The sequence below is a fragment of the Gemmatimonas phototrophica genome (assembly GCF_000695095.2).
GTDB lineage: Bacteria > Gemmatimonadota > Gemmatimonadetes > Gemmatimonadales > Gemmatimonadaceae > Gemmatimonas > Gemmatimonas phototrophica.
Map to the genome: position 1 here is coordinate 1876953 of NZ_CP011454.1, position 14509 is coordinate 1891461.

The 14509-nt window shown below is 67.0% G+C and carries 12 protein-coding genes and 1 tRNA gene; all 13 read left to right on the top strand.

Going from position 1 to position 14509, the window contains the following annotated elements; all coding sequences use genetic code 11:
• Window positions 1-9: 9 nt before the first annotated feature.
• Complete coding sequence (locus GEMMAAP_RS07775; RefSeq protein ID WP_026850507.1) at window positions 10-2691, top strand: tetratricopeptide repeat protein; 2682 nt, start codon at window positions 10-12, stop codon at window positions 2689-2691.
• A 10-nt stretch (window positions 2692-2701) separates the two neighbouring features.
• Window positions 2702-3826 carry a DUF4388 domain-containing protein gene (locus GEMMAAP_RS07780; RefSeq protein ID WP_026850508.1) on the top strand — a complete coding sequence of 375 codons (1125 nt, stop codon included), beginning with the start codon at window positions 2702-2704 and terminating at the stop codon, window positions 3824-3826.
• An 82-nt stretch (window positions 3827-3908) separates the two neighbouring features.
• Complete coding sequence (locus GEMMAAP_RS07785; RefSeq protein WP_053334405.1) at window positions 3909-4622, top strand: GTP-binding protein; 714 nt, start codon at window positions 3909-3911, stop codon at window positions 4620-4622.
• The gene (locus GEMMAAP_RS07790) at window positions 4619-6358 is read left to right on the top strand and encodes a DnaA/Hda family protein (protein ID WP_053334406.1); all 1740 of its coding nucleotides are present in this window, start codon (window positions 4619-4621) and stop codon (window positions 6356-6358) included. Before GEMMAAP_RS07785 ends, GEMMAAP_RS07790 begins: the two co-directional genes overlap by 4 nt.
• Entirely contained in the window at window positions 6358-8121 is a 1764-nt protein-coding gene (locus tag GEMMAAP_RS07795) for a DUF4388 domain-containing protein (RefSeq protein WP_026850509.1), read from the top strand. Before GEMMAAP_RS07790 ends, GEMMAAP_RS07795 begins: the two co-directional genes overlap by 1 nt.
• The gene (locus GEMMAAP_RS07800; protein WP_026850510.1) at window positions 8118-8600 is read left to right on the top strand and encodes a chemotaxis protein CheD; all 483 of its coding nucleotides are present in this window, start codon (window positions 8118-8120) and stop codon (window positions 8598-8600) included. The genes GEMMAAP_RS07795 and GEMMAAP_RS07800 overlap by 4 nt, the downstream gene beginning before the upstream one ends.
• 52 nt (window positions 8601-8652) lie before the next feature.
• Window positions 8653-9723: a chemotaxis-specific protein-glutamate methyltransferase CheB gene (cheB, locus tag GEMMAAP_RS07805; RefSeq protein ID WP_026850511.1), complete on the top strand. Its 1071-nt coding sequence runs from the start codon at window positions 8653-8655 to the stop codon at window positions 9721-9723.
• A gap of 10 nt (window positions 9724-9733) precedes the next feature.
• Window positions 9734-10216 (top strand): chemotaxis protein CheW, encoded by a 483-nt coding sequence (locus GEMMAAP_RS07810; RefSeq protein ID WP_026850512.1) that lies wholly within the window; start codon window positions 9734-9736, stop codon window positions 10214-10216.
• The gene (locus GEMMAAP_RS07815) at window positions 10213-11172 is read left to right on the top strand and encodes a tetratricopeptide repeat protein (RefSeq protein ID WP_145979052.1); all 960 of its coding nucleotides are present in this window, start codon (window positions 10213-10215) and stop codon (window positions 11170-11172) included. The genes GEMMAAP_RS07810 and GEMMAAP_RS07815 overlap by 4 nt, the downstream gene beginning before the upstream one ends.
• Window positions 11173-11189: 17 nt before the next feature.
• On the top strand, window positions 11190-12149 hold the full coding sequence (locus GEMMAAP_RS07820) for a peptidase MA family metallohydrolase (RefSeq protein WP_026850514.1): 960 nt from the start codon (window positions 11190-11192) through the stop codon (window positions 12147-12149).
• A 45-nt stretch (window positions 12150-12194) separates the two neighbouring features.
• On the top strand, window positions 12195-12365 hold the full coding sequence (locus tag GEMMAAP_RS20520) for a hypothetical protein (protein WP_158514774.1): 171 nt from the start codon (window positions 12195-12197) through the stop codon (window positions 12363-12365).
• 148 nt (window positions 12366-12513) lie between these two features.
• A tRNA-Val gene (locus tag GEMMAAP_RS07825) sits at window positions 12514-12587 on the top strand.
• A 159-nt stretch (window positions 12588-12746) separates the two neighbouring features.
• Entirely contained in the window at window positions 12747-14447 is a 1701-nt protein-coding gene (locus tag GEMMAAP_RS07830; RefSeq protein WP_158514775.1) for a tetratricopeptide repeat protein, read from the top strand.
• The last annotated feature ends 62 nt before the right edge of the window (window positions 14448-14509 follow it).

Here is a 14509-nt window from a genome sequence, read left to right on the forward strand (position 1 = left end):
ACCACGCGGATGAACGCCAGTCAGAACGCTTCCGATGTTGGACTCCTGCGCACGCTGGTCGATCGCATCGACCCGCGTGATCCAGGAGCGTTCAACAATCTGGGGGTGCTGTATCACACGCGCGGCCTGCACGCCGAGGCCGTGGATGCCTTTCTGCGCGCGTTGGCCATTGACCCGCGCATGCGCACGGCCGCACGGAATCTTGAACTGGCTGCCGCGCTGCCCGGCGCCTGCGATGCGCGTCGGCAGCGGCTGGACGAGCGCATTGCGCAGAATCCCGATGATCGGTCTGCCTTGCGCGATCTGGCGCAGCTGACGCGGCTCATTGGCCACACGGCCGATGCCATTCGTCAGCTCGATGCCCTGATCGCCGAAGATCCCGATGACGCGGACGCGCTCTTCGAGCGCGGGCTCATTGAACAACGCGCCGGCGATCTGCGGCGAGCCCAACGCTGGTTTGAGCGCGCCGTCAATGCCGGAACGCTCGGCAACGCCCGGCTGCATCTCGCCGAAGTGCTGTATCAGCGTGGACAGAACGAGCAGGCCATGGAAGTGCTGGATCAGCTGCTTGCGCAGCACCCCGAGCACGCCGATGCGCATCTGCTGCGAGGGTTCGTGCTTGGCGACATGGGGCACCACGAATCCGCCATTGCCGCGTCCCGTCGCGCCGCACAGCTCAACCCGGCGCTGGAAGCGCTGCAGGGCGATCTGGTGATTGAACCCGCGCCGGGCGCCTCGGCTGTCGAAACGCGCGTGCTGTCGGTGGAGCCCGATGGCGCCCTCGCGCGCTACGGTTTGGGACTGGCTTTCCGGCAGCGCGGATACTTTCGCGAGGCCCGGCAGGAGTTCAACCGGGCCTTCGCGCAGGGGGAAGATCCGCGTCTGGTCCAGCACGCCCTCGCGGAACTGGATCTGCTCGATGGCGATTCCACCTCTGCCCGCTCGCGCTACGAAGCGCTGCTCAGCGACGAGGAATCCGCACGCTGCTGGAACGAACATGGTGTCGCGCTGCATCAGGCGGGTGATGTGGCGGCCGCGGCGGACAGCTATCGGCGTTCGTTGCGCATCGATCCGCGCCACGCCATTGCCTACAACAACCTTGGCGTGGCCCTAGCGGATCGCGGTGACAGCACCGCCGCGCGGGAAGCCTTCACGCGCGCGGCCGAATTGGATCCCACCTTGGTCCTGGCCCGACTGAATCTGGCCCGGTGGCAGGCCAGGCATCGCGATCCCATGGCCGCTCTCGCCCTGCTGCGGGAGCTGGCGGAATTTCATCCGGGTGAGGCCGAAGTGTGGCACACGCTGGGGCGTGTGCTGGTGCAGATGCAGCGTCCCGAAGAAGCGCGTGACGCCCTCGTCAAAGCCGTGGAGGTGCGCTCCACGCATGCCGAAGCCCGGTATGCCCTGGCGCAGGTGTTGGAAGCGTTGGGTGACCAGGACGGTGCAGTGCGTGAAACGCAGCAGGCCCTTACGCTGTCCCCCGTCCGCAAGGATGCCCGATTGTCGGTGGGGATCGACCTGCAGCGGGAATGCCCTGACGCCGTAGGCCCCGTTGATTTGCTCAGCCTGTTGGGCGGTACACCGCTCACCGGGGTCGAGCTGGGCGACGACGCGGTGGATCGTCTGTTGCCCGAGCAACCGCATGCCGTCGTCCCCGTTCCGGCACTGGAGGAACGGGTCGCCGCCGCCTGTACTGCGGCCGATGACTTTGCGGTGCGTACGCTGCACGGCGAAGCGGTTGAGCGCTATCGCGATGCGCGCACGCTGCTCGATCAGGCCATGAGTACGGCCCCCGCCGACTCCCTCATGGCCCTCTGGCATCGCGCCGCCCTTGGGGAAGCCCGCTCCTGCTGTCTGCTGCAGAAGGCGGCCGAGGCATTGCCCCTCTTGCGTCGCGTGGTGGCCTGGATGCCGGACGCGCCGGAAGCCCTGGTGCTCTATGCCGCGGCCTTGGCCGATCATGATGGGACGGCGCTGCGCGACGAGGCCCGGAGTGCCTTGCTGCGCATCATGCGACAGGATCTGGAGAGCGCCGCGATGCTGCACTTTGCCGGCGATATCGCGCTGCAGTTGCGTGATGAATCGTTGGCCCTTGGCTTCTATCGCCGGGCGCTGGCCAATGACCCCATGCGCCCCACCCCGCGTGTGGCCATCGCGCGTTTGTTGCGGGAGCGCGGCGATCTGTTGGCGGCCCGTCTCGAACTGGTGGCGGCGCTCACCGCTGTTCCGCACTGGCGCGAGGCCCTCGTGGAGCTCGCGCGGGTGCATCAGGATGCCGGCCGGCATGCGGACGCGCGTCTGGTGCTCGCCGACCATCTGCGCCGCATTCCCACCGATCTCGACGCACTGACCCTGTTGGCCGAAGTTCTCGTGGCCGAAGGGCGTACCGACGACGCGCGGGTGGCCGTGGAGCGATTGCTGCGCCACGACCCCGACCACGCGCCGGCTCTCTGGCTGGACGGTGTGCTGCTCACGGATCAATCGCGTCTGCGCGATGCCATGGCGCGATGGACACGCCTGTCGCAACTCGCGGATGCTGAACCGTATCGCTCGCGGGCACGTGCGGCGCTCGCCCGGGCCCCCCTCGCTCGCGATGCCGAAGAACATGACATCGTGTTTGACCTCGCCATCATCCCCGACGCTCCTTCTCCCGCCGTGCGTGTGGACGAGCCGGTGGTAAACGTCGCGTGAGAGACTGACCATGGCACTCGAAGGCCGACTTCGCGATCTCGCCCTCACCGAGGTGCTGCAGCTGCTCGCGTTGGGGCGCAAAACCGGGGTGCTGCATTGCCACGCCCCATTGCAGGGGCGGCGAGCCCAGATTGCCTTCAACAGCGGCGCCATCATTGACGCCGATGTCGCGGGAGTGGATCGGGTCAACGATCTTGCCGCGCCACGCCGTCGCACGTCGGACCGCACCGCCATGGAAGACGCGGTGCAGGATGTCTTGCTCTGGCGCGACGGTACGTTCCGGTTTGCTCCGGGCGAACGGCCCACGCACGACACCACCGTGCGCCTGGCGGTCGAACCGCTGCTCATGGACGCGGCCATGCGCGCCGAGGTGTGGCGGCACATTGAATCGCGGGTTCCCCATGCCCGCGTCATTCCCGCGTTTGTTGAGGTGGAGCCGCAGCAATTGCCGCTGTTGCGCCTCTCGCCGCCCCAGTGGGAAATCCTTACCTGTGTGGACGGGCAGCGCGATCTGATGGCGCTGGCCACGGCCATGCAGCGCGACGTCACCGAAGTGGCCAAGCTGGTCTTTGATCTCATGGGATCGGGACTCCTGACGCTGCGGGAAGGGCAGACGGCGCCGCGCCAGAACCCCACCCCTCCGGCCACTCCCGCCGTCCCGACGGTCATCCCGGCCCCGCCCGGTACCGATTCGGCGTTCACCCCCGGGAGTGCCACCGCCGTAACGGCGCCGGACCTGTGGATCCCGTCGTTGAGCGGGGGGCTGCCCGCACAGCCCTTTGGCGACCTCGACGAAGACTCGCTCTTTGATCCCATCGCCCTCGGCGTACTCACCCCGGAGGGGCTGCCGAGACAAAACACACCGTGGCCTCCGGCGGCGTCGGTTGCGCCAACCCCCATTGAACCGTCCTTCCCGGGAGAGCAGCAGGAGGTCGTGGCGACGGGTGCCACGCTGACGCAGGATGGACGGATGTTGTGCCAGCAGGGTGACGAACTGGCACGCGCTGGCGATCTTGTGGGAGCGATGGCGCACTGGAACGCGGCCTTGCGGGCACCCGCTCCTTTGCCGAACGCCGAACGCGTTCGCGAGGCGGTGGCCCTGGCTGCTCGATTGCACGCGCTGCTGCACTCCTGAGTCGGGGTGCGGGAACGCATCGTCCAGGAGGAGGACGCGCCGGTGATGTTGCCGGCGTATGGCGAGGGAGAGGAGCGGGCGCATGCCCATTGTCGATCACGCCACACGGCTGATCACCTGCAAGCTGGTCTATTACGGGCCCGGTCGGTCCGGCAAGACGACGAATCTCACGTACCTGCATTCGGCGTTGCCGAGCGGGCAGGTGGGATCACTCACGTCGCTTGCCACCCGTCGCGACCGCACGCTCTTCTTTGACTATCTCCCAGTGGACCTGGGGACCGTGGGGGCGTACAAAGTGCGCTTCCAGCTCTATACCGTCCCCGGGCAGCCGTACTACAAGGCCATCCGGCAGCTCGTGCTGCAGGGCGCTGACGGTGTGGCGTTCGTAGCCGACAGCCAGCGCCACCGGTGGGACGACAACATCGAAAGCCTGCAGGACATGCACGCCAACCTGGCCGAGCACGGGGTTGATGCGCGAGACCTGCCCATCGTCCTGCAATACAACAAGCAGGATCTGCCGCCGTCACTGGCGGCCAGTGTGGCTGATCTCTCGGCGGCGCTCAACTTTCGTGGGGTTCCCGAGTTTGCCGCCGATGCCCTGAACGGGGTTGGGGTGTTTGATTCGCTGCGTTCGCTTGGTCGCAAGGTGCTGCGCCGTCTTGGCGCCGAAGATGGCACACCGGCCGGACAGCGAGCCAATGCCGCGCTGCGCACGCCCGCGTATGCGCCGGCGCTGACGGAGGGATCGTTGGAAGGAGCCGTGGCTGAACCGCAGGGATCCGGAGTGGCTGCGTGAGCACCTCCATGGATCGCACCCTGCGATTCGACACCTTCGTGGTTGGCGCCTCCAATCGACTGGCCGTCTCAGCGGCACGCGCGGTAGCCGAAGCGCCCGGGCAGGCGTACAACCCGCTGTTCATCTACGGCGGGTCCGGGCTCGGCAAGACCCACCTCGTGGCGGCCATTGCACATCGTGCGCGTGAGATGCAGTCGGCGCTGCGCGTACGGTTCTCGTCGGGAGAAGAAGTCGCGGAGCTGTTGCATCAGGCCGTGGCGTCGGGACAGCCGCAGCAGTTCCTCGAAGAGTTCGGTGAGGTGGATCTGCTCATCCTCGACGATGTGCAGTTCCTCACCGGCCAGAAGGAAACGCAGAGCGAACTGCTCCGGCTGTTGAACGTGCTGCTCACCCGTGGACAACAGCTGGTGCTGACCAGTGATCGTCAGCCGTCGGAAATTCCCGATGTGGATCAGCGACTGCTGTCGCGGCTGAGTGGTGGACTGGTCGTGGATGTCGGCGCCCCCGACTTCGAAATGCGCCTGGCCATTCTGCGCAATGTCGCGGGCGATCGACAGGTCGATTTTGGCGACGGCGTGCTCGATGAAGTGGCCCGCTTGCCCTTTGGCAATGTCCGCGAGCTCAAGGGCGCGCTGAACAAGATCACGGCGTATCAGCAACTCGACGGCACGGCGGTGTTGGCCACCGATGTGCGAGCGGTGCTGGGCGTGACCGTCGCACCCCTCCCGCCCACCCCGCCGGATCGCATTCAGGCCATCATTCCCAACGGCACCGACTACGAAGGCTTTCTGGCCGACGTGCTGCACGAGGTCGAGGAGCGGGTGGAGCCGTGGCGCGTCCAGATCGGCGAAGCGATCGCCACGTATCGCCCGGAAGGGTGGAACGTGGGCGTGCTGGAGCGCGCCATGACGCTCCCTCAGGCGCCTGAGGTGGACGGGCTGCTGCGGGCTTATGCCGCGGCCGTCGAGCATATGCGCGGGTTGGAAGCGCAGGCCGCCAGTTTTGACGCGTCATGGCGTGGACACGCCGCCTTCCGGAATGTCGAAGCCATTCCCGCAGCACAGCAGTTGGTGCAGCAGGCGATCGCCTCGGCCTTGCCACTTCCTCAGCCGTCGCCGGGCTTTACCCGCGCCGCCCTGCAGGTTGGCCCGGATAACCAACTCGCCGTGCGCGCCCTCGACGCGGTCGTGGAGCAGCCAGGGAAGGGCTACAATCCCTTGCTGCTGCACGGCCCCGCCGGCAGCGGCAAAACGCATTTTGCCCACGCCATTGGCAACGCGGTCAAAGAACGCTGGCCCCGCCTCGCGGTGGCCTGCGTATCGGCCAAGGTGTTTGTCGAAGAGTATATCGCGGCCATGCAGGAAGGCGGCGTGGAACGGTGGCGTTTGCGCTACCGGCACGCGGATCTGTTCATTCTCGATGACTTGCAGGTGCTCGAAGGCAAGGAACGCACGCAGGAAGAGCTCTTCCACCTCTTCAATCAGCTCGTCGGGCGCAACGCGCAGGTCGTGCTGACCAGCACGCGGGCCCCCAAGGAGATGATGGGGTTGGCCGACCGGTTGCGTTCACGGTTTGAAGGCGGACTCGTGGTGGTGCTGCCGGCCCGCGAGCGTCAGCGCCTGGAGCAGCTGGCCGGACGCACGCCGGGTGAGCCGGACCGATTCTTTGAAGATCAGGAAAAGACCATGTGGCACTGGCCCGACCTGGGCGGGCGCCTCATTGAGGAGTACCGGTAATGGCCATTCGCGGTAATCTCAGCGAAGCGAGCCTCGCCGACGTGCTGCAATTGCTGGCACTCGGGCAGAAAACCGGCTGCCTCAGTATTGCGCGTGACGGCAGCTTCGGGACCATCCATTTCGCGGATGGCCGCGTGGTGCACGCGTCCATCGTGAATCGGCGTGATCGGCTTGGCGATCGCCTCGTGCGCCTTGGCGCCGTCGAGGCGGATGAACTGGCCCGCCTGTCTGCGCGGGTAGGACCACAGGATGATCGTGACCTGGCCAAGGCGCTGCTGGCGGGAGAGCGCATCGACCGTGAGTTGCTCGTTCAGGTCTATCGCACGCAGGTCGAAGAAGCCGTCTACCATCTTTTCAGCTGGTCGCAAGGCACCTTCACCTTCGAGCCGGACGACGAGATTTCGCTGGATACGCCACTCTTTTCCATCAGCGCCGACTCCCTGTTGCTCGAAGGGGCGCGCCGCGTGGATGAGTGGTCGCTGATCGAAAAGAAGGTCCCATCGTTCGATCTCATCTTCGAGGCCGACGCCGCCCGTGTCACTGCACGGGAAGTGCCGCTGTCAGTGGAGCAGGAACGCATCCTGCCGCTGCTCGACGGCACGCACGATGTGCACGCCATCCTTGAACGGTCCGGCCTCAGTGAATTTGATGCCGGCAAGGCGCTCTACGGGCTCCTGTCGGCCGGGTATGCGCAACGCGTCGGACGCAGTGCCGCGCGGCGTCAGCCACCGCCGGAGAGCCGGGTGGCGGAACATCGCAATCTCGGCATTGCCTTCTACAAGACCGGCATGCTCGATGAGGCGTCGCGCGAGTTCCGTCGGGTGCTGGAGCTGCGCGACTCCGACGGGATCTCCCGGTTCTACATCGGACTGGTTCACGCGCGGCGCGGTGAATGGGCCGACGCCGTGAGCACGTTTGCCCGCGCGGCGCAGGAGCCCGACGCCCCCTCGGCGGTGTTGCACAATCTGGCGTTCGCGCTCGAGCGTACCGGCGAGCACGCACAGGCGTCATTGGCACTCGACGAAGCCCTGCGCCGTGCGGCGGGCATGCCGGATCCCCGGCTGGCGCTGTCCCGCGCCACGAGTTTGCTGGAGGCCGGCGATCTGGGCGGTGCCGAAGCCCAGCTGGCCGAGGCTCGGGCACTCTGGGGCGCCCGTCAACCGTCCGCGGCATGGTTTCATGCAGCCGGCCTCGCGGCGGCACTGGGTGGGGACAGCTTGCGTGCGGCGGCACTGCTGGAAGAAGGGCTCGCGGTCTATCCGCACGCCGTGCCGTTGCACAACAATCTGTCGGTGGTGCAGGAGCGGCGCGGGAGCTATGAGCTGGCAGCGCGCACGCTGGAGCATGCCCTGCTCGAAGACGCCAATTGCGCGCACCTGCACAAGAACCTCGGCGACTATCTGTATCGCGCCCAGCGGTACGATGAAGCCTTCGATGCGTTTACGCGAGTGGTCCGCCTGGCGCCGGCGCATGGCCCCGATGTCTATCTCAAGCTGGGCAACATCCACTATCGTCGTGGAGCCCTTGACGCGGCGCACGACGCGTGGGAGCAGGCGCTCGTGCTGGATCCTGAGAATCGGATTGTGAAAGCCAATCTCTCGGCGCTGCCGCGGACCGCGCCAGCTGAGGTGGTCGAAACCGCCATCATTGGCGCGGCCGTCGCGGCCGTGCATGCCGTGGAGACTTCGGGCACCGATGCGGCCGCCGTGCCGACGGCGGCCGAAGGGGACGATGCCATGGCGGCGTTTGGGATGGACGCATGACGACGCTGATCAACGTGCCCATTGCCGATCTCGCGGTGGCCACGGCCGACAGTACGCTGGTGACCACCGGGCTGGGGTCCTGCGTGGCGATCGCGCTGCACGACGCCCGGCAGCAGGTGGGCGCTCTGGCGCACGTGTTGTTGCCGCATGCCGCGCTGTCGTCACAGGCGCCGCGTGAGGGAAAGTTTCCCTCCACCGCTGTGCCGGCCATGCTGGCGCGCATGCGCGCCCTCGGGGCCACCGGGGAGATTCACGCGCGGCTGATTGGCGGGGCATCCATGTTCGGACCGCTGTTGCCGGCCGGCGCCGTGGGACTCGGGGTCCGCAACGTGAAAGCGGCGCGACAGGCCTGCGCCGACCACGCTGTCCCCATCGTTGGTGAAGAGGTTGGCGGGACCATGGGCCGGTCGGTGTATTTCCATGTCGGCACGGGGGCCGTGCAGGTGCGCACGGTGCGAGGTGATCATGTCGAGCTGTGAACCAGGATTCGGTGCCGCCTCTCCTCGCGACCCGCGCCGAACGGTTCTTGTAGTGGACGACAGCGCCTTCATGCGCAAGCTGGTGAGTGAGGTGGTGGAATCCAGCGGTGAGTTTCGCGTCGTGGGGACGGCGCGCGACGGACAGGATGCGCTGAAGCAGGTGGCAACGCTCAATCCCGATCTCGTCACGCTCGATGTGGACATGCCGGGACTCGACGGTCTGGCGGCGCTTGAGTTTCTCATGCGTGACCATCCCCGACCGGTGGTGATGTTGAGTGCCGGTGGTAGCGATGGTGGGGCCGATGCCACTTTGCGCGCCCTTGAACGCGGCGCCGTGGACTTCGTGCGAAAGCCGTCGGGGGCGATCAGTCTCGATCTGGATCTGGTGCAGGAGCAGCTGCTGCAGGCCCTGCGGGCGGCGGCCACGGTGCAGGTGACGTCGCATCCGTTGTTGGCCTCGGGACACACGCCCGCACCACCGCGCGCGGTGCCGGCGCAGATTCCGCTGGCCGGTGCGCCCGCGCGCGTGGTGTGCATTGCCGCGAGTACCGGAGGGCCCGCGGCACTCGCGCAGCTGCTGCCGGCGCTGCCCGCCTGGAACGACACGGCCGTGCTCATTGTGCAGCATATGCCACCGGGCTTTACCGGCAGCTTTGCCCGACGCCTCGATGCCGCGTCAGCCCTCACCGTGCACGAAGCCACCGACGGCGCGCCGTTGCGGGCCGGGCATGCCTACGTCGCGCCGGGCGGGCTGCACCTGCGGGTGCAGGGGCCGCGTGAAGTGCCCCGTCTCGTGCTGAGCAATGATCCCAGCGTATGGGGGGTGCGCCCCGCGGCCGATCCGCTCTTTCACTCCGCCGCGAGCGTCTACGGCGCACAAGCGGTGGGGTTGGTACTCACCGGCATGGGACGCGACGGCGCCGAAGGGTTGCGTGCCATTCGCACGGCGGGCGGGCGTGGCATCGTGCAGGATCATGCGTCGGCCATCGTCCCGGGGATGCCCGATGCGGCCCGCCAGTTGGCCGGCGCCGACGCCGTGGCCTCATTGCAGGACCTGGCAGCGGTCGTGGTCGCGCAGGTGGACGCCTTGCAGCAACGGCCGCCTCTCCAGGAATCCGCATGAGACCCCCCCGGTGACCCACACCTTTCGCTCCATCAGCGGCCTCGCCTCCCGGCGTCGTGCGCGCCCGGCTGTGGAGCGGGCGACCTTTGTGGTGGCGGCCATTGGTGCCTCACGCCTCGCCTTTCCCGTGGAATGGGTGGAGCGGGTGCTGCGCAACACCACGGACAGCGCCGACGCTCCCCTCGCGTACGGGCATCGTGCGCTCACGGTCTGTGATGTGGCCGCGTCCCTCGGCCTGACGGCGGCGCCGGTGCCGTCGGTAACCCGCCGTGTGCTGGTGCTCCGTGATGCCTCGCTCGCCGCCGATGGGTGCGCCGTCCTGGTGGATAGCGTCCATGAGGTCTTCGCGGTGGAAATCGCGCATATTCGCCCGGTGACCGACGGTGCGACGGCCGATATCGCGCGGCACTCCGCCATTCGTGGCGTCTTCGAACGCGACGCACACGAGGTGTGGGTGCTGGATCCGTCACGACTGCTGCGAGAGGTTGCGTGAATCCGCACGACTCGGGGACACCGCGCCACATGCCGGCGCATCAGGCGTATACCCTCGCGGAACGGCTGCAGGCATTGCGGGAGGCCCTCGATCAAGCCTGCCAGGCGCACACGCTGCAGCCCGTCACCCCCGATCAGCGCGAACTGCTCAAGCAGCAGATCATCGCGCTCTTCCGCGAGGCGGACGCCGCGCTGCAGCAGGCGCAGGCCATGAAGGAGGCGGTGAAGGGGCTGGCCGACCAATGGAAGCATCTGGACGGGCGCGGCGTGGGGACCGTTCCCGGCGCGGGTGCCGAGGTGCACCGACCGACGCCGGTGGCGTCAACCACCGTGTCCGCCACGACCGGGCGCGTCGATCATCTGGGCGCCTCCACCTTTCTTGAGAAAGGGTGGAGCAAGCTGGCGCTGCTGGATGCCCCTGGCGCCGAAGCGGCGTTCAGGCGGGCGCTCGACTTGGCCCCGGGGAGCCTCGAAGCGCAGTCGTTGCTGTGCTGGGCGCAGATGCAGCAGGAGAACTACGATGCCGCTCTGCTGACGCTGCAGTCGGTCTTGTCGCTTGATCCCCATAACGCCCTGGCCCACGCAAACCTGGGGTATATCTGCCTCCGGCGGAAAGCGTATGGGGAAGCCATTGAGCACCTCTCCACCGTCATCCGCGCCGACGCCGATCGCCGCGCCGTACTCTACGCCCACCTGTATCTGGGCATGGTGTACCGGGAGCGGGAGATGTACGACGACGCCGAGGCGTTCTTTATGCGCGCTCTGGAACTGGGACCCAACCTGCTGCAGGCGTGGTACGAGCTCGGACGGGCCCGGTGGTTTGCCGGCCGCCCGGATGAGGCGAGGCAGGCGTGGAAAACGGGGAGCGAGGCGAACAAGTTCAGTCCATGGGGCAAACGCTGCGCGGAGGTGCTGCAGATGGTGGAGCAGGGGGGCGCGCCCTCCCGCGAGGGATAGCGCGCGGCGTTTGGCGCATGGTCGCGCGCGGGCTGGGCCTATTCAGTCGTGCCCTGATGTTGCTGGTGGTGGTGGCGGGAGCGGGCGCGGCCCAGCCGTCAACGGCAAGCGGCGTTCGTCTCGATGGCGGCCGGTTTACTGTGGTGGCGCAACCGCGCGACGAACGACTGGCCCGCTCGCTCCTGCAGGAAGCGCAGCGCCGCGACACGTTCCCCGGTCTTCCCCGGCCTCGCGAGCGGGTGCTCATTGCCATCGCGCCCGATGCCCCGACGCTACGCGCCTGGGTTGGCCCCAATGCCCCCGAGTGGGGGGCCGCCTTTGCCTTTCCCGACCAACGCAAGATTGTCATGCAGGGGAGCCGCGCCAATTCCGACGCAGGCGATCCGCGTGTGGTCCTGCGTCATGAACTGGCCCACCTGGCGCTCTACGAAGCCATGGGGCGATTGCCCCCCCGCTGGTTCAACGAAGGCTACGCCAGCGTGGCTGCGGGAGAATGGACGCGGGAACAGGCGTTCGAAACATCGTTGGGTATGGTCTGGCGCACATTGCCAACGCTGGAGCAGCTGGAGCAAGGCTTTGCCGGAGGCGGCATGGAGGCCTCCTGGAGCTACGCCATGGCGCACCGGGTGGTGAGCGAACTGGAGACGCTGGGGGGCCCCGCCGGTCTTGCCAACCTGCTGGCGTATTGGAAGGAGACCGGCTCGCTGGAGAAGGGGATCCGGTCGGCGTATGGCATGACCGGTGACGGCTTCGAGAAGCACTGGCGGGCTCAGACGCGCTCGCGATATGGCGCCCTCGCCTTCGTCACGAACATGTCGTTGATCGTGGGGTTCTTCTCGCTGGTCATGGTGCCGCTCTTCATCCAGCGCCGGCGACGGGACCGCGTCAAGCTCGAGGCCATGCGGGCCGCTGACGCGCAGCAGGAACGTGAAGCCCGCGAGAGCGCCCTGCAGGCCATTCTGGAAGGGGCAACCTGACCGCCGGTCCTTGCCGGACGGGCGCTTTCCTCAGTATCCTCCCGCATGACCTCGAACGACACCCCGCGCTCGCGCCCCCTCCTGTTCTGGGGGCTGGCGGCTGCCTCCCTCCTGCTCGGCTACGTGGACCTTGCCCGTGGCGGCGAGACCATTGCTCCGATCCTGCTGGTCCTGGGGTATTGCGTGTTGGTACCGCTGGCCATTTTCAAGGGCTGACGGCTCGGGGGCTCGCGTTTTCCTACCGATGGCAGGGACCAACCCCCGCCGAAACGTGACAATCCGGTTAAAGTTCGTCTCAATCAGGAACCGTCCCCGCCGCACGATGTAGTTTATTTCAGCGGGCGGTCCTGGCGAGGCGTAACACGGGCGAATAGCTCAGCTGGTTAGAGCACCTGTCTTACACACAGGGGGTCGGGGGTTCGAATCCCTCTTCGCCCATCCCGTCTCCTCGGGGCTGGCAAAAGCTTGCCGACCGCCGCAGGTAGCCGCAGTTTCCCAGCTTCACCCCCCCAGACCCGCGTGACTTCGCCGTCAACGGGTTGTTCCATCCCCCGGGTTTTCCTGTACCACGGCTCAGTTGCGGAGGTTACGACATTGATGTCACGGCATTTCCAGGCGATCGCAGGGATCGGTTTGGCCCTCGGAGGCACGCTGGTGCCCTCGGTGGCTTCGGCCCAGTACAACCGGGTCCCCGATCCGAATGCGAAGCGCGTCATGGTGGCGGTGTTCCGCAGCGGCGAGAAGGGCCTGGGGGTGCAGGCTGCCGACGCGGTACGCTCGCGCATGAACAGCGAGTTCCCGTTCAAGCAAGTCTATGTACTGCCCAAGCAGGACATCACGGCCACGCTTGAAGCCTCAGGCTTCCCGGTAACGGAAGCGCTCGAGCCGCACGACCAGAAGGCTCTCGCCACCCTGCTGCGCGCGGACGAATACGTCACCGGCACGGTGAGCAAGACCGCCACGGGTGTAAAGGTGGAGGCCAGCTTGGTGCTGGCCCGCGACAACTCGCTCGTGCAGCCGCTAGGTACGTATGAGGCCAAGAGCGTCGGTGACGCGTCCAGCCTCATTGCCAAGGAGCTCAAGGAAGCGCGCAAGCAGCTCGAGTTCGAGCAGAAGTGTACCAACGCCGGCCGTCAGGGCCAGTATGACGCCGCGATCGCGGCGGCCAAGGAAGGCATCACGGCCTACCCCAAGGCCACGCTGACGCGCATCTGCTGGGCCAATGTGCTCATCACGCAGAAGGCGCCGGCCGCGCAGCAGCTCGAGATCGCCAAGGAAATCACGAGCATCGATCCCAAGAGCCGTCCGGGTCTCGCCATTCTGGCCCAGTCGTACCGTGACACCAATCAGGGCGACTCGGCGGTCGTGACGCTCACGCGTCTGCTGGCCACTGACCCCAAGAACCCGCGTCTGCAGAAGGACGTGGTGGACGCGCTGGTCGTGCTGGCCAACCCCAAGGTGGCCCGCCCGGTGATCGACGAAGCCGTGCAGGCCAACCCGGGTGACCCGGAACTGCTCAAGCTGCGCTGGTTCATCCTGCTCGCCACCCGCGAGTTCAAGGAAGCCTTTGCGCAGGGCGACGAGCTGGTCAAGCTCGACACGTCCTTCGCTGACACCACGTACTTCATCCGGACGGCGCGCGCCTACACGGCCGACAGCCAGTTCCAGAAGGCGGCGGAGACGGCCGCGAAGGGTGTGGCGAAGTTCCCCACGAATTCGGCGCTGATCTACGAGCAAATCGTCGGACTCCGTGCGGCGGGCCAGAACCAGCAGGCCCTCGAAGCGCTCGACAAGGCCATTGCGGCCAAGCAGCCGGTTGAAGACGCGTCGACGCTCCGCATCACGCTCCTCAAGGACCTTGGCAAGGCCGACGAAGTACTGCCGGCCATCAAGGCGGCCATCGCCGCCGGTGATACCACCTCCAACCTGCGTCTCCTTGCCCTGCAGAGCGGCAATGAGGCGTACCGGAAGGCGGCAGGCAGCAAGAGCCTCGAAGACTTCGCGGTGGCGGTGGATGTGCTCAAGTACGCGGAGTCGGTCGCGCCCAACACCCTGAAGGCGCAGGCGCAGTTCCTGCTCGGCGCCACGTATGTACAGTTCGGACAGGCGAAGCTGTCGGCGGCCGATGCGGCCAAGAGCTGCCCGTTGACCAAGGAAGCCAAGGACTTGTTCGTGGAAGCCCAGATCATGCTGCCGCGTGGTGGCTCGTTCGCCCCGGAACAGATGCGCACCCTCATGGGGGCCGTCATGCAGCTTGATCCTGCCGCGGACGCACGTCTCAAGGTGTACTGCAAGTAATCAGCACCAGCTGGTTAGTACGGGCCCGCCGTCTACGCGACGGCGGGCCCGTTCTTTTTTCA